The sequence below is a fragment of the Sphingobacterium sp. WOUb80 genome, from assembly GCF_050058145.1.
GTDB lineage: Bacteria > Bacteroidota > Bacteroidia > Sphingobacteriales > Sphingobacteriaceae > Sphingobacterium.
The window spans coordinates 6,508,279-6,530,055 of record NZ_CP165617.1; the positions used below are offsets into that span (position 1 = coordinate 6,508,279).

A 21,777-nucleotide genomic window follows, 5' to 3' on the forward strand; every position below is an offset into this window, starting at 1 on the left:
GCAATAATTAATAAGGTTAGTACTTTGTTAAGGATGAGATGATATCAATAGTTTCTCAGGCCATCTGATAACATCTGGATCATTTGCCAGAATTGCCTTGCAGTTCTGGCTTAGTTTTTTCTAATTGGTAGCTTTAATATTCCATATATTTTTACTCTTATCAAATGTCAAATTAGCATTGCTCAATTCTGCTAATGTTTTTATTACTTGTGTTTTATCTTTGTTTTTGAATGTTATTGAAATTTTAGTGTCAGCAAGGGCTGGGTCGACAGCTATGGAGTCACCATAAATACGGTAAACTTTTTGGGCGATCTGGCTAAGCGGTTCATTGATATGTACTGTTTCATTGTTAAACCACATCATGTTATTGTGCGTTGTTTTAGCCCAGTCGTTGGTTGAAGTCAGCTTCGCACGTTCTCCTTTTATAAGCGTGATCTTGTTTTCAACAGTAACTAGTTTTTCAATGATAGGAGATTTATGCCAATCGTCATTTTGTAGTTGTCCCTTGTCCCCAGAAGAAAGGGAAAGTGTGGATTTAATTTTCCCAAAAAAGCGTCCTACGCCAGATCGTGGCTCGTCAGTTGGATTGGCAATTATATGGATAAGATCTTTTTCATCTATACGGTAGACATTGACCTTTCCGGAACTGACTTCCACCAGTCGCTCAATATCACTATCGATATTAAATGCCGTACCGACAACTTGTGTCGTGAAATTTTTTGCTATGACAAGAAATGGTTTGGCAGGATCGGGACTCACTTCAAAGAACGCTTCGCCTTTAAGCTTTACGATCCGCATATTGCTGATCTGTAGGAGTGGGTAGGTCAGCGTACTGTTCCCATTTAGGAGAACAGTCGTTGAATCATTTAATATTACCTTTTTGCGCTCCCCGTAATTGGTGTGTATTGTCGCCCATTGTACTTTTGTATGATTTCTCTTTGAAGAAGTATAGAAGTATAATGCTGTAAAAAGGGCGATAAGAGAGATAGCTGCAAGCTTGATCGCCCTATTTGCCCACACAGATTTTTTTGTGCGGTGATTTGTTTCCACGGAAATGGAAGACAAGAGCCGATTTTTAGTTTTCTCCTTATTGGGATTATCAGGCAGGTTGGTATCGTTGGTTGTAAGTTCATCGAATAGTTTACGTACGCTCAATAAGAGATTTTGTGAATTCTTTCGGTTACGGAGCATAGACTCCAGCAGAATGAGTTCATCTTTATTGATCGAATTATCGTTTAACTTTTGAACCAGTATTAAAAAATCATCTTCTATCATACCCTATAATAGAGCTGAATTTAGATTTGGTAGGGTTCGATAAAAAAATATTTTTTTGGCCTTAACGCACGATGTCGCAGCTGAAGGAGATAATAAATAGCAATAGTGATTCACTAGTGATCTAGAGGCAGAACACTAGTGAATTATTAGTTTATAAGCCAGTCGTAAGATGAAGCGTTATATTTTTTTGCTTTGAATAGCTTTTTATTCAATATGTTTCTTTTTGTTAAAATTAAAACGGCGAGCAATGCTAAATCCCCAACGGAATTGTCCTTTACCCCATGAGCTATTTGTTTCGCTAATAAACTGAGATTCTTGTATTGCGGTAGCATTGGTAAAATTGAGATGGAAGATATGGCCTCCAGTATCCATTTCCAAACCGACACCTAGTGCATTATAGTAATGCTGTCCGCTTACATCTTCACGGTATTTTTTGTTCGACGACTTTCGGAAAGGAAATGTATAGTCTGCTACTAATGCTATCCTATTGCTTACCTTGGCCCGCCCACCAATACCAAGAGCAAATACATCATTCTGATCGTTATAAGCAGTATAGTTCCGGTGAAGATAGGTTGGGACCACAACGAGCGATAGATTTGAACTAAATTTACGGGCAATGATGAGCTGCGTCACATAGCTCAATCGATCATTAAAGTCTTCAAAGCTTGCTGCCGACGACTTATCCGGGCTGGCTTCCATGGCAGATAGTGTTGTACTTCCAAAAAAAGCAACAGAAACAGGTACATTATTGTCGACAGTTTGTTCGATAAATCTATATTTCACATTCCCCTCAAATAGTTGTCTAACCTCTGTTGCACCCTTCGAGCGGGCGATTCCAATGTTTAGGTTATCTAATAGACCGTAATCAAAACCTATTCGGATGTCGGTCGAATTATCGAGACCGAAGAAATTCTTCCCTCCACCGGCACTGCCTGCTATATCGCCAAAACGGTGATCTACTCTAAAGTCCATTTCATGGCGGTGAATTGTTTCCGTCGTCTTGAGGTTGATCAGGTTACCGGATTTAAAGGTTGCAGTGACTTTTTCATTTTTAACCCCATCGATATGGATTAATTTATCAAGGTCTTCCTGAGCGAATGACCTTACGGAAGTAAAGCACAGGAGTATAAATAGCGTTTTTCTCATTTGCAATGAATTCGGGTGATTATGGTTTATAGGTCGCATCAACTGTGATTTTCACTACTTCAGCAATTTTTTTTCCGACGATGGAAGGAATAGAAATTTTGTGATCGGCGAGTCTTACCTGAAAACTTGTAACAGCTTTTAATGTCCCATCTTTAACAATAAATGCAGCCTTGGTGCTGTACGGCTTGGTAACTCCATGGATCTGAAGTGTGCCCGTTACGTTCAGCGTATAACTGCCGTCTTTTGTTAATTTGTCTGCATTTTCGACTTTCCCTTTAAATTCTGATAGGGGGTATCGGTCACTTTCCATGTAATTTTCATTGAAATGCTCTTGCATGAGCTTTTTGTCAAATTGAAAAGATGTATTTTTTACCCGAAAGATGATATCTCCGCTTTGAAGGTTCATCGCCGAAGCGCCTAAGATACTTTTGGCTTCGATGTCTTCCAATGGTGCATTACTGAAAAAAGTGATGCTGGTCTCTTTTGAAACAAAGGAAGCCTTTTGTTGCGCAAATGTCGTCATACTGATGAGCATCATGAAGAGCGCTATGTAAATGTTGATTTTGTTCATATGCATAACATTAATTTTCAGGTGAATTTTTCTTAATCCATGCATCCAGCAGCTCTATTTCTTTTGATGTGAGTGAGCCGCCTAATGGCATGGATTTGGTCACCAATACCGCATTGTTAATCTTTGCAATATTGTCTTTGACAGAGGTATAACCACTGAACGCCCATCGCCCACTTGCCGAACGTCCTGTTGCGTGGCATGAACTACATTTCGTTTCAAAAAGTGCTTTAGAAAAATTCGTGTAGGACACATTCTGGGTTGTCACCGTTTCAGTTCCGTTATCCGGAATGGTCGTAAGTTCTTGCGCTTGCTTTTTGGTACAGGCCGAGAATGAGAGAACTGTTAAGGTAAAGAGTGAAATAACAACGTAACGATGTGCGCTGAGGCGAGGATTTACCGTTTTTAGATTTTGTACCATAAGTTTGAATAGTTAGTCTTGGCTTAGTTAGTCTTGGCTTAGTTAGCAGGAGCAACGACTGTGTTGTCATTTACTATTGGCCAAACGCCAACGCGTGGAAAACTTATCCCTTTATTGTCTCCGCGTTGTATATCCTGGCCGAAATAATATAAGGGCCATCCTTTGAAAGTTAATTGTTTCTTTCCATAGACGGTTATGACAGCGATGTCAGCTGTACGAACAAGCGAAGGCAGAGCTCCCGTCTCTTTTTGAAAGATTGGCCAGATCGCATCATTACTGAAATCTGCAGCAGTATAATTGTTTTTGTTGAATTTGTCGGGTTTAAAGGCATATAATGTTCTGCCCTTATCATCTGTCAGATAAATTGTTTTTCCTGTTCCTTCCGTATAGTCGCCTAAATAGTTTTTAGTATCGTGACCGATAAGTTGCGCATTGGCGACCATGAGTAAATAATCGGGTTTGGCCACGTACCATATTTTATTTACAGCATCTCCTTTCACCTGACCAGATTGACTATCGCCTGCATAGTAGTAAAGCGGCCAGCCTTTAAATGTACTTTGTTTGGAACCATCTTCACGGGTTATTTCACCGAGCAGGCTTTTGTCAATTTTTAGGTCTGTGCTTGTTTCGCTGCTATAATAAACCGGCCAAGTAGCCAAACAATTACCGCTGCAGGTCGAAGTTCCTTTTGTATCATTCGAAAAGAAATAAAGTGTTTTACCATCGGCATCGGTCAAAATATTGCCAAATTGAGTATTGGCAGACATTTGCACGCCCTTGTTTTTATTTTCGACATTGCCAGGCTCACCATCGTTTTTTGAACAAGCAGAAAACATGGCTAAGGTCAATAGACCACCTATAAAGGTTAATTTGACTTGTTTTTGGTTTGATTTCATAATTGTATGTTTTAAAATAATGTCTTGATACTACGATCAGGTCAGCGAAAAGGTTGCTTGGAAATCGGGTTGAAAAAAAATATTTTATGGAGGCAACCTTTCCGATTATCCTCTCGTATTAGACTTAATACTATATTTATCAAAAGAAAGAAGCAATATCGAGTGGCGATAACAGAAGTTGACGAAAAATCTATCCATATTATTAAAGGATGTATTGATGAGGACCGTAGGGCTCAGAAAGATCTTTATACAATCTATTACGCTATGTCTTTAGGGATATGTCTGCGCTACGCTAATCACAGAGAGGATGCCATAAGTATTTTAAATGAGGGCTTTTTCAAGGTTTTTAAAAATATCAACAAATATGATTTTCAGAAGCCTTTTTCCATATGGATCAAAAAAATCATGACAAATACTGCAATTGATTTTTATCGGGCAAAGATTAAACAGGGCATCCTGGTAGATGTATCCATGTATGAGCATACCATTGTTGAAGATGATAGCATCAGTCAAAAGTTAAACTATGAAGACTTGTTGGCGATGGTACAGCAGCTTCCACCTGCCTACAGGACAGTGTTCAATCTCTACGCGATCGATGGTTATGGACACGAAGAAATTAGTGGCATGTTGGGGATTGCTATTGGAACATCAAAATCTAATCTGCATAAGGCACGCGGTCGACTGGCAGAAATGGTGGAAGTTCAAGGTGTAAAATTTGGTAAAACGGAAGAGAAAAGATGATGGAAAAGGATAAGAACAAGATTGATGAGCTATTTAAGGAAGGCTTAAGTGATGCTAACTTTGAATTTGATGAATCACATTGGCAAGATATAGAATCGCGGTTAGACAATGAAAGGCGTGTAAAGAGACGAAAGATCGTCGTTTTAACGACCTTGGCTGCTACACTTGCAGCAGTTTTAACGATCTTTTTTACCTGGAATAGCACTTTATTTAAAACCAATAATTTACAAGGTGAAATAAATTCGGCGGGTATTTCGCCTGAAAAAGAGGTTCCGGAGAGCAAAATAGTTCAACCTAAGGAGCATTCGCTAGAGGAATCCAAACGGGGGCAAGGTTGGATTGCAGTTCAACAGATCAAACGTACGAATAATGTGTTCCAGATTTCAAATGAAACCATCGTACTGCAGGATATTCGTTTGGCGAAGATAGCGGATGCAAATCCGATAAGCGGGCAAGAAAGAAAACTAAATACTACATTCACTATTCCGCGCATGGAATATAACAATCAGAGATTGCCTCATTTCAACTTAAGAGAAGAACCGGTTGAAGGGACAGGGGAGCGTCTGGCAGCCATTTATCAGCCCAAAGAAAGTATCGGATCCAATGCACAGGAAAGAGAGCGGTCGGTTGTTAGTTTCTTGGCAGGGCCAGATTTGACAAGCGTACGCGGGGCAGGCAAATCATCCCTTAGTGAGAATATAGGTTTGGCCTACTCCTATCCCCTCACAAAAGCATTGCGTGTATCTGTGGGGGCTACCTATGCTAAAAAGAATTATACGTCAGCTTATAAATTTTATACGCCATCAAATCCACCAGAAATGACGCAATTGCCGAGCAATGTCAGCGCAGTATGTGATGTTCTTGATGTACCACTGACAGCAAGTTATACGGTATTGAAAAGTAAAAAAGTGAAGTTTAATGTTAGCGCAGGACTTTCGAGCTATTTTATGCTAAAGGAAAAATACACTTTTGATTATGAAAGCGGAGGTAGCTACGGTGGAGCTCAGAAAAGTGCCGTCTATGAAGTGAATGGAGAGAACCAACATATTTTTGGTGTAGCCGATTTTTCAATCTCCATTGAGAAGAAAATCAATGATAAAATTAATATCGGTGTAAAACCTTTTGTTAAAATGCCATTGACAGGGATTGGTTACGGAAATGTGGATCTAGAATCTAAAGGCGTAGCGTTTACCTTAGGAATGAGTTTGTAATTCTGGCGGAATTGCGCAAAAGTTAGCATGTTGCTGTAGACAAGAATCAAAACCTATATCAGGAAAATGGCCTGACCAGAATATTTGAGTCTGTTGAAATTAGGCGTGTTAGCAAGGATGTTAGTATGGTATTTCCGATATCGTATAAAGTGATAGATTCTCCTCCAGCAAAGGTAAGTATCAACATATTGTCTTAAAAATTTACTCCACTTTTAAGCTGTCGACCGGATTAGCTTTCGCAGCAGCTATTGCTCTTGTACATAGCGTGAGAATAGCAATTACCAGGGCGATGATTCCTGCGCTGGCAAGTATCCACCAGCTTACTGTAATGCGATAGGCGAATTCTTGTAACCATTGATTCATTAGCAGCCATCCTACAGGTAGTGCAATCAACAGAGCTATACCGACCAGTTTAACCATATCAGAGCACAGCAGATAGACCAAATTGCTAAGTGTTGCGCCCAATGTTTTACGTATGCCAATTTCCTTTATTCGTAATTGAATAGAGAATGTAATCACACCAAATAGGCCCAAACAGGCAATAACGATAGACAGCAATGCAAAAATTAAGAGAATCTGGCCCTGCTTTACTTCTGAATTATATTGGTGCTCATAGGTTTTATCTAAAAATGTGTATTCCAAAGGATAATCGGGGACGTATTTACTGTATACCTTGTTGATATACGAAATCGTATGATTCATATTTGTCGATTTCATGCGGATATAAATATTGTCCATTTCCATTTTATTGGTCGGAAGTACTAAAACAAGGGGTTCAATCTTGTGCTGGAGTGAGTAAATATGAAAATCACTGACTACCCCAATAACAGATTTCAAAATTGATTTGCCAGCTTTGTACCTTCCAAATTCAATTCGTTTCCCTACAGCATTTATCCAGCCCTGTTTTTTTTCGAATGCCGAATTTATAATGACGGAAGCACTATCTGTTGGCATAGTACTGTCGAAATTTCTTCCTTTTACCAGTTGAATATGCATAGCTGGGATAAAATTAGGATCAATTTTTAAGGTATTAGCGAGTGTAAAGTTGGGATCAATTTTACCATTATTTTCAACATTGAAAGTTCCCACACCAATGTCGTTTTTTCCAATAGGATTACTAGCGAACGCGACTTCTGTGATATGGCTATCCTCAAGTAAGCTATTCCGGAGCTCATCGCCTTTATTACGGGTTGATTCATTGTCCAGATGGAAAACCATGACCTGATTTTTGTCAAAGCCTAGATTTTTTGTCGTCATAAAATCCAATTGCAGAAAAATGACTATGGTGGATACAATAAGCAATACCGCAATTACAAATTGAAAAACCACGAGTGATTTTCTCAATAGATGTTGGTATCCATGCGTTCCGATCTGGTTTTTTAGAGAAGGAATTGTTTTTAGTCCGGATAATACTAATGCGGGATAAATACCGGTTGTGAACACTAAAAATACCATAAACGGCAATACAAAAAGCAGCGATTTTCCTATTCCAAAATGCCACAGATCCAATTGCTTGCCGATCATCTGGTTTAACCAAGGAAGAAATAACGATGCCAGTAATATACTTAGCAATGTTGCAAACAAAATAATTAGTGATGTCTCGACAAGAAACTGTTTGGTCAGATTTAATGTGCTGGAGCCTATCACTTTCCTAACAGCAACTTCTTTCATTCTTATTGAAGCTTGGGCTGTTGTGATATTAATGTAATTTACGATAGCGATCAATAGGACGAGCACACCGATAATAGAAAAAATGTACACATATTTGATATTACTATTATTGCCAAGCTCATAGCTTAGGTTAGAATGTAGATGGATATCGGTAATGGGTTGTAATTCGATTTTATAATCAAAATCGAGATCGCGCCCATGGATATATTTTTTTACAATGTAGGGAAGTTTTTCTTGAAGTTGCGGCAAGTAAGACTGGTCTTTTAGCAATATGTAGGTATAGAGATAAAGTTGATTCCAATCCGGATTGAAGTCTTTTGAAAAAGAACGAATGGCTCTAAAAGTGAAATGAGTATTTTGTGGTACATTTTGGATAATACCCGTAACGAGAGTTGGCTCTGATTTATTAAAATAAAGGGTTTTGTTGAGCGCTGTTGCCGCAGATCCAAATAATTGTATGGCTAAGTCTTCTGTCAATACAATAGACTGTGGATTATTTAATGCAGTTGCAGGATTGCCAGCAAGAAATTTATAATCAAAGAGATTGAAAAAATTCCTGTCAGCCATGAAAATTTCGTCCACCTTTGTTTGTTGACTACCGATCGTGATAATACCGCCGCCCTCCACATCAAATCGGGTAGCTTCTTTTACGCCGGGAAATTCATCCTTAATGACATTGGCAAGGGGACCTGCAGTTCCTGTTATATCAAAGGAACCACCATCCCATTTTCCGTGAGAAACAACCCGATATATACGATCTGTATGTGTAAAATAACGATCATAACTCAATTCATCATTGACAAATAAGAGGATAATCCAGCATGCGGCCAATCCCAATGATAGCCCTAGTATGTTGATCAAGGAGAAGATCTTGCTTCTGAACAATTTTCGCCAACCGATTTTTAAATAATTATACATGGTATCCTAATTTTAATGATAAAAATTCATTGCATATCATTTTTATTTAATGCAACATGTTTAAGATCAATTAATTTTAAATGTGTCAATAGTTTTGCCTAAATTAAAAATTGTTGATATTCAGTGTTTTATTGTTTTTTTTAATAGTAGGCTACTGTTCGGTTTTGAACAATATTGTTCGCTTGCGAACGGAGAATAATTAACTAAGCTTTCATAAAAGAAGATACCCTGACATTTTTTACTAATCTATGTCCAGTGACTATTTATTTTAAAGATATAATTGCTATCAATGTTAAACAGACGTATTACAAGAGATATAGCGCCTCAGTATACATTCAAACAATAGAAAAAACACATCGTTTTCGCTTGAATGGGAATATTTTAAAAGTAAAAAGCCTCATTTACGAGACTAAACAAAATAACCCCCAGATAGATATAAATAGAAATTGGCATGTAGCATAAAACGCTTCATGCGATTATAGGTAAGATCAAGCACGATGTCAAAAATAGAAAGCCTTAGAAAAGGCTTCACTGTAAAAAATACCAATAACTTTTCTAACCGTTCTTCGCTATTCTTCGCTTCGATTGGAAAATCTGGAATCGCCCTTACCCCTAGATTTGAACTTCCGTCGAGATTGAGACCCATTCCAGCAGAAAAACGGAAGACTAATCCTGTTTCAGGTAACCATACCAATAAAGGATCAGCCCCAACTCCATCACCTCTAATTCAGCAAAGGCGACATTAATTACGCAACAGCTAACTTTACCTTAACGCACTATGTTGCGTTAAGGATTGAGCGCATAGGAGAGATTAAGGGGGGATGTTGATTTGAGTCCTAAGCTCATAAGATATGTCTTCAGCTCATGTTTTTTTGATATTTAATATACTGTACGCATGTGAACAATATCACTATAAACTGTTCGCATCCGTACATCTGCTTTGTTTGAAAAATGCGCTAGATGGGCTTTATGATACCATAGGGAGCATAATTAAATTCCATGGACAACTGGTATAGTATTTGGCACGCTGCTATAAAATGAATAATAAGTTCTTTAAGTATGCTGACTTTCACCTTTCGATTTCTGCCATCCACCGAGTTTTGTTGGGTGCTGGTCTAAATCCGTTAGTCTATAGGCATATTGAACTTTAGTTTTGAGACAACAAATAAGAAAATAAAACGAATAATATAAAAAAGACATTATGAAAACGCTAGTAAAAACAATCACAGCAGCAGCCCTAATCGCAGTATCTACATTTGCTATGGCAGCTGAAGGACCAGGGTCAAAATCAAACCCAGTCAGCGTTAACCTATCGACCGCAGACTTTGCACTGGAGCACTATGTCGCTGTGATCACAGAAGGTGAGTCGGCTGGAATAGAGCAGTTGTTTGCTGAAGACTTTAATCTAAAGGTCCAAACGGGCACCTTAAAGTCATATAGCCGCTATGAAGTGGTTAAATCCTTGAAAAAACAAAAAAATATCCACCTGAATTGTGCGGTTAGCACAGATGTAGTTGAACAGTCTACAGATTATATGGTGGCCAGGGTTACTTTGAAATTTGAAAATTTCACCAAAACCGATCTTGTTACCTTGGTGCGTGAAGGTAAAGACTGGAGAGTATCCAAATCGATCAATTCATATAAATAAGAGCTATTTCAAACAAGTATATATATGTTGTAGAGCCACATTGAGAGATGTGGCTTTTTATGTGGTGTGCGCATGCGGACAATCTATTTTGAAACTGTTCGTATGCGCACATTTCCTTTTTAGAAGAAGAGTTAAAAAAACGCCGTTAATAGGATTCTGAGGCATAAATGTGCTTATTATACCCACTGGTATAGTATTTGGCATACGGCTGCTAAAGTAGTTCTTATATTCTTTATTTACGTTTTAGTATGGAAACTCTCCGGGACAGCAAATGAAAATTTACCTTTTCATTTCCGCTATTCACCGGTTTTTGGTCTCCGTTGGTCTAAAGTCCGTAGGCTAACGGCATATTGAACCGTAGTTTTGGATCAACAAGTAAGGATATATAAACTAACACAATCGAACAACAAGATATTATGAAAGCATTTGTAAAAACATTCACAGCAGCAGCATTAATCGCCTTATCGTCATTTGCTATGGCAACTGAAAGACCTGTATCAAAACCAGAAAAAGTTAGCATTAATTTGTCCACAGCAGACTTCGCTTTGCAGCATTATGTTGGGGTAACGACAGCCGGTGGATCTGTTGGTCTGGAGCAGTTATTTGCTCAAGATTTCAGCCAGAAGATCCAGGCTTCCAATATGCTGACCTACGGACGCCGGGCAGTAATTGAATCTTTAAAAAAACAGAAGGGAGAAATTATGAACTGCAAAACCAATATCAAAATCGTTGAAAAATCTGCAGATTATATGATTGCAAAAGTTGTGTTAAAATTTGACAGTTTTAGTATGACTGATCTAGTGACTTTGGTTTACGAAAATGGCATCTGGCAGGTGTCCAAGTCAATCCATTCCTATCAATAAGAGCCATTCCCCACAAATATATAAGTTGTAGAGTCACATTGAGAGATGTGGCTTTTTTTTTAAACACTATTCCTCAGTAGCAGACCTTTTGATTTCTCTTCTTGGCTCCATTATTGTACCAACTCAGTTGCCGATGGAGCAGTGGAATAGGGTTTTTTATTCTAAATCGTGGAAACGAAAGAGGTATGAGGTATAAATTACCTTTTTGTGCTTTTTTTTTGACGATTTACCTAATGTGGTTGGAATTCTTTAGTTTTGACTATACTAGGTTAAAATTACACTATTGCCTCCTCGGCAAAGAAACGTTTGGAAAACTCAAAAAATACGGGCGAACAATGATATTGAAAGAAAGAATCGGCTACAACTACCTGAAATACCTGTTTACGGGGACGCTTTCGGCTTTGCTGGCTACAGGGTATGCGCAGGAAGTACAGAAACAGCAGAAGGATAAGAAAGAGTCGCAGCAACATATCGAGCAAGGCAGTAGGGGACAGGTTCAAACCATGGATTCCATCGATGTGGTACGCGACTACCGGCCCATGCTAGCCGATGCCGTTAAGGTGCGCCGGAGCCCCGATATGCAACGTATCAATCGCGACGCTATAGAGACGGAGTTACGTCAGATCGCCACCACTACCTTTTTAGCACAGCAAAAATATAAGCATGCGTACTACCATGAATTGATGAAACGGCATCCTGACGCTTCGCAAAGTAACATCGATAATTACCGAATCGGCTATCTGGCCTACGGGGCCGGTGAGTACAAAAGAGCGAGCGGTATGTTGGAGGCGATTAAACCTTCGGACGCTTTTTATCAGGGAGCGGTTATGACGTTGGGTCATATTGCCCTGGAAACTGGCGACAAGCAAGCCGCACGAAACGCCTTTGTCAAAGCGACAAAACTGGATCTCGACCGGCAAGTGAAAGCCGATGCGCTATTTAACTATGCTAAAGTCCTGCTTGCTATGGACTCCACCCAAGCTGCACAAAAAGTCCTCGAGAAATATATCACCCAGGAAGTGAAGCCTATCGACCCGGGGGCAAAAAGACAAGAAAGTCCGGAAACATTATCGGCTGAAATCCTGCGGGGGACAACCAACTTCCATGCTGGGGTCAGTATGCTAGAATCGCTTAAGGAGCGCGGTCGGGAAGTCAATGCGATCTATCAAAAGGTGACTTACTACCGCGGACTTGAGTTTTATAACGAGCGCGCTTTCGAAAATAGCATATCCATGTTTATGCGATCGGAAAAGTTTTCGATCAATGCAGAAATGGCGGCTCTTGCAACCTACTGGAAAGCGGAGGCGATGTATGAAGTGCGCAAATTCGGAGAAGCGGTAGAAAACTTCTCCCGGTTCCTGAGCTTGCCCGCCGCACGGAACAGCGACGTCTACAATTATGCTAATTATGGCTTGGCCTATGCTGCCTACCGAAACAACCGTTTTGAGCTGGCTGCCGATTATTTTGAACGTTTTCTAACTGCCGGAGGAAGTACAGTAGATCAAAATATACGGTATGACGTCATTGCACGTCTGGGCGATTCATACCTGTGCCTTCGCAACTATGGGCGGGCCAACAAATACTATGACCAGCTGATCAACAGTAAAGCGCCCAATCAGGACTATGCCTTCTTCCAACGCGGTGTGATCTTTGGTTTGCAGGGTGACAATGAAACCAAGCTCAGTACGCTGCGGTCGGTTCTGAAACAATTTCCGTCGTCGAACTATGCCGATGATGCAGCCTTTGAAATTCCCTACACTTACTTCACGATGGGAGATTATAGCCGTGCTATCGAAGGGCTACAGGGGATGATCGAGAAGTATCCTCGCAGTAGTTATATTCCCCGTGCCCTAATGACGATAGGGCTCGTGCAATACAATAACGATGAACCTGAGGCGGCGAAAGCCACCTTCCAAAAAGTGGTGGAGAAATATACTAGAACCGCTGAGGCAGAGCAGGCAATGCGTTTCATTGAAAACATCTACCTCGATCAGGGAGATGCTTCGAGCTATATTCGTTACGCTGTCGGTACCAATGTCAGTAATCTGAGTCCTGCGGAGTTAGATAACATGGCTTTTCAGGCCGCCCAGTCTCTGTTTGCCAGAGGAGAATACGGTGCGGCAGTAGAGGCGATCAATGCCTATTTTGATAAATTTTCCAAACCCAAACAAGAAAAATTCGCTCGTTATATCCGTGGGGTGAGCTCGTATCGTACCGGGCATCCACAGGAAGCATTGCACGATCTGAATATCATATTGAACGACTGGACAAGCAAGTATTCAGAGAATACTTTGCTGACGGTGGCTGCGCTATATCTGGATCTTAAAGAATACAATGAGGCCATTGTGCACCTTAAAAAATTGGAGCTCAATGAAGAATATAAAAAAAATTATGGCTATGCGGTAACGAACCTGATGGTCTGTTATTTTGAACTCGGCGATATGGAACAGATGGCCAAGTACGTGAGCTTGATCAAGAATTACAGCGGAGCAACTGAGGAGGAAATTGCCAAGGCGCATTTGTACAGCGGGAAAGCATCGTTGAAAGAAAAGAATATAGCGTCTGCCATGAAAGAATTCAACCTGGCCGCGCTGAAGAGCCAATCGGCTGTTGGTGCAGAAGCACGGTACCGCGTGGCGCTCTTGCAGTATGATAACAAGGAATATGATAAGGCGTTGGAAACAGCCTTTGATGTGATCAACAATAGGGAAGCACAAGAATACTGGGTGGCCAAGAGCTTTCTATTACTTGCCGATGCCTATGCGCGTAAAGGCAATGCTTTCCAGGCGAAAAGCACCTTGAAAAGCGTGATTGATAATTATGACAAAAACGATGATATCGTGCCTGCAGCGAAAGAACGCTTACAGAAATTGAAGTAACAGCTCGCAAGATCTGCCAGTACATAAGCATTGACGAAGCTTTTCAATGCGACCAAATAAAGACACTGTAGAGAACCTACCGTGGTAAGAGCCCGACAACAGTCGGGCTTTTTTCGTCTCCTCAAGGAAATGATTTCCATGACTTCAGCTGGTTTACGACGATTATACCCAATTTTTGTACAAAAACGAACCATTTCTGAACAAATCAATACCATAGCGGAAACCTGCTGTTGCTATTTTTGTGTCGTACTCCAATAAATCAATTTGATTTAAACAATACCAATACACTATAGGTGTTGATGAAAGGGGAATACAATAACCAATGGGCAATAGACTTAAAAATATGTTTAGAAACGAGATGATAAACAGACAGATAATATCAAATAGCTTAATAAAAAGTGTTTTTATCCTCCTATTTTGCATTTCCGCGTCGCTTGGCTTTTCTCAAAAAAATAAAGGTCAAGGCGATTCCGGCAACTCAGGGTATATCTTACTGAAGCCAAAATACGATGGTCATTCAGTCTTGCGCAACCCTTTAAATGGTTGGGTAATGTATGCGCCCAGGAATGCAGATGATACGTATTGGGATATCGAATATTTTGTGCCGGCATTGGGTAAAAAGGTCAAGGTCATCGATTATGCGTCGGCATGTTATTTACGTACCAGCTGGTCTTCTCTGAATCCCAGTGATGGTGTTTATGCCTGGGATGATCCAAATTCTAAAATAGGAAAGCTCATTAAAGGTGCGCAAAAGAGAGGGTTGCCCATCGCGCTACGTATTGTGGTGGACGGTCGCGACCAAGGTCAAAATACACCCAAATTTGTGTTTGACCTTGGAGCCAAATATTACCTGGAAAATGAAAACCATCCCGATAGACAAACACCTTATCCTCAGGATACGGTATTTAGAAAATACTATACCAAATTTATCACAGCTTTGGCCAAGGAATTTAATGATCCTGAAAAGACCTCTTTTATCGATGCTTATGGCTTGGGAAAATGGGGCGAAGCACATTATGTTGTCTATGAAGATCCAAAAGTGGCAACGTCCGAAAGTACCGAAAAGATAAAGACAGAAACCTTGGATTGGGTAACCAGTTTGTATGCTAACACATTTACCAAGGTACCTCTGGTTATTAATTACCATCGTTTGGTGGGGCATCCCGAAAGTTGGGGAGTTGTTAACCCAAACAGTGAACGCTTATTGGACAAAGCTATTGATAAAGGTTATAGTCTGCGCCAAGATGCTTTTGGTATGACCGGCTATTACCAGGACTGGGAAAAGAATTTTGCCAAGAAATGGAATTTTAAACGCCCTATTATTATGGAGGGCGGTTGGATTATCGCCCCGGGTAAACACCGTTATTGGACAGACCCGAGCGGGAAATATAGGGAAGGGCACGATGAGGATGTCAGGAAAGGAGAGTTCGACCTGTCGGCCGAGGCCCATGTCAATATGATGGATTTTAGAGCAGGTGGAGAAACTGAATCCTGGTTTAAGTCCTTTGATCTGGTTCAAAGGTTTAATACGGAAGGGGGCTACCGCGTATATCCAGACCAAATCAGCTTGCCTCAAGAAATTAAGCCGGGCAAGGTTGCGCTAATTTCTCATCGTTGGCAAAATATGGGTTGGGGCTATTTACCCAATAATATCCCACAGTGGAATTATAAATATAAAGTAGCTTTTGCATTGTTGGATGCCGAAGGGAATGTCAAAAAGATTTTTGTAGACCACCAAAGCGAACCGTCTACCTGGTTGAAAGGTACTGCTGCGAGTTATAAACTAAATGCAAAAATAGATTTACCTGTAGGAATTTACCGCTGGGCAGTAGCTATTGTTGATATGACAAAGAAAAATAAGCCAGCCATTCAACTTGCCCTTGACGGAGATTTAACGGCTCAAGGCTGGACTAAGCTGTCAGCGTTGCAGGTAAAATAGCAAATTTTATTAAGAACTAACACCTATTATGATAAAACTGATCAATCTCTCTTTAGTATTGTCCCTGCTTTTTAGTCTGACAGCCTTTAACCTTATCGCACAGCAAAATATGACTAATGTATATGGTAGGCGCATACAATCATTAAATGGAAAATGGGATGCCATTGTAGACTTATACGACCAGGGCAGAAAAAATAAAATCTACCTGAATAAAAAACCGGAAAACAAGACCGATTTTTATGAATATGCTTTCGAAAATGGCCTTTGTTTAAACGTGCCCTCGGATTGGAACAGCCAGATGCCCGAACTTAAATACTATGAAGGTACCATTTGGTATGGACGTAAGTTTGGTGCAGTCAAAGCAAGTGGGGATAGGCTGTTCTTACATTTTGGAGCTGTAAGCTACCGTTGTCGGATTTACCTGAACGGACAAGAAATCGCACAACACGAAGGTGGTTTCACCCCTTTTCAGATTGAAATAACGGATGCTGTTAAAGAAAACGATAATTTTTTGGCTGTTGAGGTCAACAATACCCGACGGGTAGATGCTATTCCGGCGATGGCCTTCGATTGGTGGAACTATGGTGGCATCACTCGCGATGTTTTTTTGGTAAGCACTCCAAAGATTTTTATCGACGATTATTTTGTTCAATTAGACAAAATCAAAGCAGATAAAATCAACGCCCATGTAAAGCTTTCGGATAAGTTGGCTAATTCCTCCATTACCATCGAAATACCGGAACTACGACTAAAACAAACGCTTAAAACGAATGCTCAGGGAGAGGTGAAAACTTCATTCATATCAAAGGAAATTAAACGTTGGTCGCCTGCTGCACCTAAACTGTATAAGGTGAAGATTTCAACGCAAGATGATCAAATCGAGGAGGAAATAGGTTTTCGCAATATTTGGGTTAAGGGGGAAGATATCTTTCTGAATGGCGAAGCTATTTTTCTCAAGTCCATTTCATTTCATGAGGAAATACCTCAACGAAAAGGTCGTGCTTTTTCACAGGCAGATGCGGTGGTGCTGCTTTCGGAAGCTAAAGCTTTGGGCTGTAATATGATTCGCTTGGCACATTATCCACAAAATGAATATATCGTGAGAATGGCCGAAAAAATGGGTTTCTTGTTGTGGGAAGAGATTCCTATATGGCAGGGTATTGATTTTGAAAATGAATCGACCAAAGAGAAAGCGGGCAAAATGATGGGTGAAATGGTCGCTCGTGACAAAAATCGTTGTGCGCTCGCCTTTTGGGGGGTAGCCAATGAGACCCAGCCGTCCGAACCCAGAAATGCTTTTATCAGACATTTGATTGCAACATGTAGAGCCATTGACACTAGCCGGCTTATAATCGCTGCTTTTGATTTGGTTCGTTTCAATAAGGAGAAACAGACCTTTGTCATGGACGATCCTTTTACTAAAGAATTGGACGTCGTAGCTGTCAACAAATATTTAGGCTGGTACCACTCCTGGCCAGTTTCTCCTGATAAAGCCGTATGGGATGTGGCAAAAGGCCAGCCTTTAATTATTTCTGAATTTGGAGGCGAGGCCTTGTATGGCAAAACGGGCGAAAAGGATGTTGCCAGTTCATGGAGTGAAGATTACCAAGAGACTTTGTATAAAAACAACCTGGAAATGTTTAAGCATATCCCAAACCTGCGCGGAACTTCACCCTGGGTACTATTTGATTTCCGTTCGCCATTCCGTTTTCATCCGACGAACCAAGATGGCTGGAACCGCAAAGGATTGATCTCAGACCAAGGCTACCGAAAGAAAGCCTGGTTTCTGATGAAGCATTATTATGATAATAAATAAGACCTCAATTCTGAAGCTGAGCTTAAATAAGATTTCACAACGACAATAGATATTTGTCGTTACGTGCAAAAATAACTTACTGAATAGAATAAAAGTACATAAAAATCGAAATACGAAATGGACGAATACAAGATCAGTATATACAAATACGTTAAAATGATATGCTTACTGGGGCTTTTAGTACAAGCAACCTTGTTAAAAGCGCAAGATGTCATCGATTTATCGGGTACTTGGGGCTTCCAGACCGATGTGATGGATTTTCGCAGAGGGTCGCTGTCCCCTCGCTACAATCACGTTTTACAAGGGACAATTAAACTCCCGGCTATTACCGATGATTATCAGATAGGGTATCAAAATCCCTATAAATATATTGACCGTCTGACCCGAAAATACGAATACATGGGGCCGGCATGGTACCAGCGTGATATCGAAATCCCCGCCGACTGGAAGGGCAAAAAAATATTTCTATATTTTGAACGTACTCACTGGTTAAGTTCAATTTTTGTGGATACCAAAGAAGTCAGCAGCATCGATTATGTGAGCGTACCCCACAACCACGACCTGAGTTCATTTGTAAAGCCCGGAAAAACACACCGTATTACCATATGTATCGATAATCGGTTTCAGTACAACACGCACAAATGGAACCATGCACATACCGAATTTACGCAGATTAACTGGAACGGTATTTTGGGAGACATGAAACTGATGGCCATCGATCCAGTTTATGTAGAAGACCTTCAGGTATATCCAAATATCACAGATCAGTCCATAAAAGTAAAATTGCGAGTAAACAATGCGACAAAAAAACAGGTAAAGGGCAAGGTTTCTTTTGCTATCGCCGGAACAAAATACAGCCTTAAACATGAAATTGCATTGGTAAGTAGCGATTCGGTGACTTTTGTAGAGGCCAACATTCCGTTAGGGAAACACATTAAACTATGGGATGAGTTTAACCCAAATCTCTATCGGATTAGCTGCCAGCTGAATACTTCCGACGGTAAAAATAGCTATCAGCATGAAAAATCGACCACCTTTGGTATGCGTGAAGTAAAACAAGGAAAAAATCATGTGCTGCTCAATAACCACCCTATCCATTTAAGAGGCAATGTCGAAAATGCGGTGTTTCCAAAAACGGGACATGCTCCGCTTGATGATGCCTCATGGGAACGAATTATGATGCTGATGAAGGACTACGGCATGAACCATTTACGTTTCCATTCCTGGTGTCCGCCTGCGGCGGCCTTTCGTATGGCAGACAAACATGGAATATATTTTGAGGTGGAAATGCCTATGTGGGGCAAAGATGCCGAACCCGACGAAGCCAGATATAACTTCTTCCGCCGGGAAATTAAAGCTATTTTAAAAGAATACGGCAACCATCCTTCCTTTGTTCTGTACTGCAACGGCAATGAAATTACTGGCAATTTCGACTTTATCGAGGAATTAACCGCAGAAGGCAGAAAAGCTGATCCCCGCCATTTGTATAGCGGTTCTACGGCACGTACACGGGTTAAATCAGATCAATATTACGTGTCCCAGCAAACCAACAAAGGGCCGGTAAAGGTTTACGAAGGTCTGCCGGGTACAGATTGGGACAAGAATGTGGAATCTGATGTCGATGTACCTGTTATATCGCACGAGTCGGGACAACGTTGTATCTATCCAAATTTTGATGAGATAAAGAAATATGCCAACAGCCCCGTAGAAGCACGCAATTTCGAGGTATTTCGAGACCTGTTGCAAAAAAATGGCATGCTGGATCAGGCAAAGGATTTCTTTAGGGCATCTGGAGCACTGACCGTCCTCGAATACAAAGCGGTGATCGAAGCCTTATTGCGCTCGGGTAAATCGGCGGGCTTCCAGCTCTTGTCGATGAATGATTTTCCGGGACAAGGCTATGCTCCCGTAGGAATTTTCGATCCTTTTTGGGATTCGAAAGGATTGGTGACTGCCGAAAAATTTAGGGAGTTTTGCGCGCCAACTGTCGCCTTATTGCGTTACGATAAAAGTAGTTACTTCAACACCGAAACATTTAAAGGCAAAGCCGAGGTCTATAATTTCAGCAATTCCACACTTGAAAACGCCAAAATTAAATGGTGGTTGAGCGATACCGCAGGCAACGTATTGAAAAAGGGAACGTTGAAAAAGCAAACTATTGCCAATGAAAATGTATCTTCGGTAGGTGAATTCGCGATTCCTCTAAAAAACATCAGTAGCCAAAAGGTTACGGTTCATCTCGCGGTAAATGATACTATTAAAAATAGTTGGGACATCTGGGTATATCCCAAACATCAAGATCTGTTGCAGTCTACAGATAACGTGTTGTATACTGAAGTGTACGATGATGCTGCAAAAAGGCAGTTGGCTCAGGGGAAAACAGTGGTTCTTTATCCGTCGCCAGACCATGTAAAAGGTCGGAAATCACTATTTCATAATCATTTTTGGAACCCCATTATGTTTGCTTGGGCACCGATGACGATCGGCAATCTGGTCCATCATGAACAGGCCATGTTTAAGGATTTCCTTACTTCATACCATACCGATTGGCAATGGTGGGATATCCTGAACCATGCAAAAGTAATCGAGATGCAAAATGCACCACAACAACTGCGTCCATTTATACAGGTCATTGACAGTTACGACAACAACCAAAAATTAGGTATCGGTTTCGAAGCTAAACTGAACGGCGGGAAACTGCTGGTACTGGCATTGGATACCAAAACCGATATGGATAACCGGCCGGCCACCCAACAATTGTTGTACAGTATGGATAACTATGTGAAAAGTGCTAAATTCTCACCACAAGTGGCCGTGGATGAGAACTTTATTCAATCATTTTTAACAAAATAAGAAAGGTTTAAACGATGTTAAAAACAGTTGTATTTCCGATGATGACGTTTCTTTTAGGTTCAACCCTAATGGCACAGGAAATTAGGATAGAACGGAAAGCCCCTGTATCGCAGGTTTATAAAGAAACTGTCGAGGCCGAAAGTATATTATCTTTTAACGATTTGAACGTCGAATTTGGCTATGTGCTTTATCAGACCGAGATAAATACCGATGCCGAAAATGAAGAACTGGAATTGGAAAACGTGCGTGACTATGCCGTGGTCTATGTGGACGGTAAGTTACAGGGCACCTTGACTGATCAGCGTAAAAAGTTAACGATCAAAGCAGATCCGGGCACGCATATACTCCAGCTATATGTAGAGAACATAGGGCGAATAACCTATGGGCCAGAAATTACGGATAATTCGAAAGGGCTGTTTGGTACAATTACTTTAGCTGGAAACGACCTCCGAAATTGGAAAATGATTCCCTTGAATGTACGCAATTACCCACTGAAGGATCTTGTTTTTGAACGAAGAGCATCCGATAGCTCCCCTGGTTTTTATCAAAGTAAATTCGAGCACAATCCGTCAGAAAACAGTTATCTCAATATAACAGGTTGGGGTATGGGAGAAGTCTGGCTAAATCAAAAATATTTGGGGTCTTACTGGGAAGAAGAAAAACAACAGTCGATATTAATCCCTTCGGAGTATTTGATGTCCGGTCAAAATGAGCTAGTGATCTTCGAACTCAAAAACAATCAGCAAAAGAAGATAAGTTTGTCCACAACGCCTGTTTTTAAGTAAATTGCTACTGTTGGCTTCGGATGGGTCTGACATGCTTAAAAGAGCTGATGCAGAAATTTCGACGCAGCTCTTTACATAATAAAATGAGAATCGTAGTTTAATGGAATACTTGTCAGAAAAATATAGCTGGGCATTTTAATGGTATCT

16 protein-coding genes are annotated in these 21,777 nt (G+C 40.5%); 9 read left to right on the forward strand and 7 right to left on the reverse strand.

What is annotated here, in order from left to right; genetic code table 11:
- Positions 1–120: 120 nt before the first annotated feature.
- The 5 genes from AB1Z56_RS26865 to AB1Z56_RS26885 form a co-directional block, all read right to left on the reverse strand.
- On the reverse strand, positions 121–1,275 hold the full coding sequence (locus tag AB1Z56_RS26865; RefSeq protein WP_426790608.1) for a FecR family protein: 1,155 nt from the start codon (positions 1,273–1,275) through the stop codon (positions 121–123).
- Between the two features lie 204 nt (positions 1,276–1,479).
- Positions 1,480–2,421, reverse strand: coding sequence for a DUF5777 family beta-barrel protein (locus AB1Z56_RS26870; protein ID WP_309366803.1), 942 nt, complete (start codon positions 2,419–2,421; stop codon positions 1,480–1,482).
- A gap of 19 nt (positions 2,422–2,440) precedes the next feature.
- Positions 2,441–2,992, reverse strand: a complete 552-nt coding sequence (locus AB1Z56_RS26875; RefSeq protein ID WP_309366804.1) for a YceI family protein — start codon at positions 2,990–2,992, stop codon at positions 2,441–2,443.
- A 10-nt stretch (positions 2,993–3,002) separates the two neighbouring features.
- The gene (locus tag AB1Z56_RS26880) at positions 3,003–3,410 is read right to left on the reverse strand and encodes a c-type cytochrome (protein WP_309366805.1); all 408 of its coding nucleotides are present in this window, start codon (positions 3,408–3,410) and stop codon (positions 3,003–3,005) included.
- A 38-nt stretch (positions 3,411–3,448) separates the two neighbouring features.
- Positions 3,449–4,306, reverse strand: coding sequence for a hypothetical protein (locus AB1Z56_RS26885; RefSeq protein WP_309366806.1), 858 nt, complete (start codon positions 4,304–4,306; stop codon positions 3,449–3,451).
- 162 nt (positions 4,307–4,468) lie between these two features.
- Between AB1Z56_RS26885 and AB1Z56_RS26890 the strand changes: the two genes are divergently transcribed.
- Both AB1Z56_RS26890 and AB1Z56_RS26895 read left to right on the forward strand, forming a co-directional pair.
- Positions 4,469–5,047, forward strand: coding sequence for an RNA polymerase sigma factor (locus AB1Z56_RS26890; RefSeq protein WP_309366807.1), 579 nt, complete (start codon positions 4,469–4,471; stop codon positions 5,045–5,047).
- Positions 5,044–6,258, forward strand: a complete 1,215-nt coding sequence (locus AB1Z56_RS26895) for an outer membrane beta-barrel protein (RefSeq protein WP_309366808.1) — start codon at positions 5,044–5,046, stop codon at positions 6,256–6,258. The genes AB1Z56_RS26890 and AB1Z56_RS26895 overlap by 4 nt, the downstream gene beginning before the upstream one ends.
- A gap of 201 nt (positions 6,259–6,459) precedes the next feature.
- Here AB1Z56_RS26895 and AB1Z56_RS26900 read toward each other — a convergent pair whose 3' ends face one another.
- Both AB1Z56_RS26900 and AB1Z56_RS26905 read right to left on the reverse strand, forming a co-directional pair.
- Positions 6,460–8,847: an ABC transporter permease gene (locus AB1Z56_RS26900; RefSeq protein WP_426790609.1), complete on the reverse strand. Its 2,388-nt coding sequence runs from the start codon at positions 8,845–8,847 to the stop codon at positions 6,460–6,462.
- 409 nt (positions 8,848–9,256) lie between these two features.
- The gene (locus AB1Z56_RS26905; protein WP_426790610.1) at positions 9,257–9,493 is read right to left on the reverse strand and encodes a hypothetical protein; all 237 of its coding nucleotides are present in this window, start codon (positions 9,491–9,493) and stop codon (positions 9,257–9,259) included.
- A gap of 555 nt (positions 9,494–10,048) precedes the next feature.
- Between AB1Z56_RS26905 and AB1Z56_RS26910 the strand changes: the two genes are divergently transcribed.
- The 7 genes from AB1Z56_RS26910 (at position 10,049) to AB1Z56_RS26940 (ending at position 21,630) form a co-directional block, all read left to right on the forward strand.
- A complete protein-coding gene (locus tag AB1Z56_RS26910) occupies positions 10,049–10,495 on the forward strand; it encodes a nuclear transport factor 2 family protein (RefSeq protein WP_426790611.1) in 447 nt (148 codons plus the stop codon).
- A 416-nt stretch (positions 10,496–10,911) separates the two neighbouring features.
- Positions 10,912–11,358, forward strand: a complete 447-nt coding sequence (locus tag AB1Z56_RS26915; protein WP_309366812.1) for a nuclear transport factor 2 family protein — start codon at positions 10,912–10,914, stop codon at positions 11,356–11,358.
- A 335-nt stretch (positions 11,359–11,693) separates the two neighbouring features.
- The gene (locus tag AB1Z56_RS26920; RefSeq protein WP_426790612.1) at positions 11,694–14,237 is read left to right on the forward strand and encodes a tetratricopeptide repeat protein; all 2,544 of its coding nucleotides are present in this window, start codon (positions 11,694–11,696) and stop codon (positions 14,235–14,237) included.
- 550 nt (positions 14,238–14,787) lie between these two features.
- On the forward strand, positions 14,788–16,176 hold the full coding sequence (locus AB1Z56_RS26925; RefSeq protein WP_426790613.1) for a DUF4832 domain-containing protein: 1,389 nt from the start codon (positions 14,788–14,790) through the stop codon (positions 16,174–16,176).
- Between the two features lie 28 nt (positions 16,177–16,204).
- Positions 16,205–17,992, forward strand: a complete 1,788-nt coding sequence (locus AB1Z56_RS26930) for a glycoside hydrolase family 2 protein (RefSeq protein WP_426790614.1) — start codon at positions 16,205–16,207, stop codon at positions 17,990–17,992.
- Positions 17,993–18,148: 156 nt separating this feature from the next.
- Positions 18,149–20,845, forward strand: a complete 2,697-nt coding sequence (locus AB1Z56_RS26935) for a sugar-binding domain-containing protein (protein WP_426790615.1) — start codon at positions 18,149–18,151, stop codon at positions 20,843–20,845.
- Between the two features lie 14 nt (positions 20,846–20,859).
- Positions 20,860–21,630, forward strand: coding sequence for a hypothetical protein (locus AB1Z56_RS26940; RefSeq protein ID WP_426790616.1), 771 nt, complete (start codon positions 20,860–20,862; stop codon positions 21,628–21,630).
- Positions 21,631–21,777: the final 147 nt, after the last annotated feature.

What these genes read in the sequence shown, in the direction of transcription:
- AB1Z56_RS26885 (WP_309366806.1), bottom strand. Translation starts at nt 4,306, where the DNA reads ATGAAATCAAACCAAAAACAAGTCAAATTAACCTTTATAGGTGGTCTA.
- AB1Z56_RS26935 (WP_426790615.1), top strand. Translation starts at nt 18,149, where the DNA reads ATGATATGCTTACTGGGGCTTTTAGTACAAGCAACCTTGTTAAAAGCG.
- AB1Z56_RS26880 (WP_309366805.1), bottom strand. Translation starts at nt 3,410, where the DNA reads ATGGTACAAAATCTAAAAACGGTAAATCCTCGCCTCAGCGCACATCGT.
- AB1Z56_RS26910 (WP_426790611.1), top strand. Translation starts at nt 10,049, where the DNA reads ATGAAAACGCTAGTAAAAACAATCACAGCAGCAGCCCTAATCGCAGTA.
- AB1Z56_RS26915 (WP_309366812.1), top strand. Translation starts at nt 10,912, where the DNA reads ATGAAAGCATTTGTAAAAACATTCACAGCAGCAGCATTAATCGCCTTA.
- AB1Z56_RS26925 (WP_426790613.1), top strand. Translation starts at nt 14,788, where the DNA reads ATGTATGCGCCCAGGAATGCAGATGATACGTATTGGGATATCGAATAT.
- AB1Z56_RS26920 (WP_426790612.1), top strand. Translation starts at nt 11,694, where the DNA reads ATGATATTGAAAGAAAGAATCGGCTACAACTACCTGAAATACCTGTTT.
- AB1Z56_RS26940 (WP_426790616.1), top strand. Translation starts at nt 20,860, where the DNA reads ATGTTAAAAACAGTTGTATTTCCGATGATGACGTTTCTTTTAGGTTCA.
- AB1Z56_RS26875 (WP_309366804.1), bottom strand. Translation starts at nt 2,992, where the DNA reads ATGAACAAAATCAACATTTACATAGCGCTCTTCATGATGCTCATCAGT.
- AB1Z56_RS26895 (WP_309366808.1), top strand. Translation starts at nt 5,044, where the DNA reads ATGATGGAAAAGGATAAGAACAAGATTGATGAGCTATTTAAGGAAGGC.
- AB1Z56_RS26870 (WP_309366803.1), bottom strand. Translation starts at nt 2,421, where the DNA reads ATGAGAAAAACGCTATTTATACTCCTGTGCTTTACTTCCGTAAGGTCA.
- AB1Z56_RS26930 (WP_426790614.1), top strand. Translation starts at nt 16,205, where the DNA reads ATGATAAAACTGATCAATCTCTCTTTAGTATTGTCCCTGCTTTTTAGT.
- AB1Z56_RS26900 (WP_426790609.1), bottom strand. Translation starts at nt 8,847, where the DNA reads ATGTATAATTATTTAAAAATCGGTTGGCGAAAATTGTTCAGAAGCAAG.
- AB1Z56_RS26905 (WP_426790610.1), bottom strand. Translation starts at nt 9,493, where the DNA reads ATGGGTCTCAATCTCGACGGAAGTTCAAATCTAGGGGTAAGGGCGATT.
- AB1Z56_RS26865 (WP_426790608.1), bottom strand. Translation starts at nt 1,275, where the DNA reads ATGATAGAAGATGATTTTTTAATACTGGTTCAAAAGTTAAACGATAAT.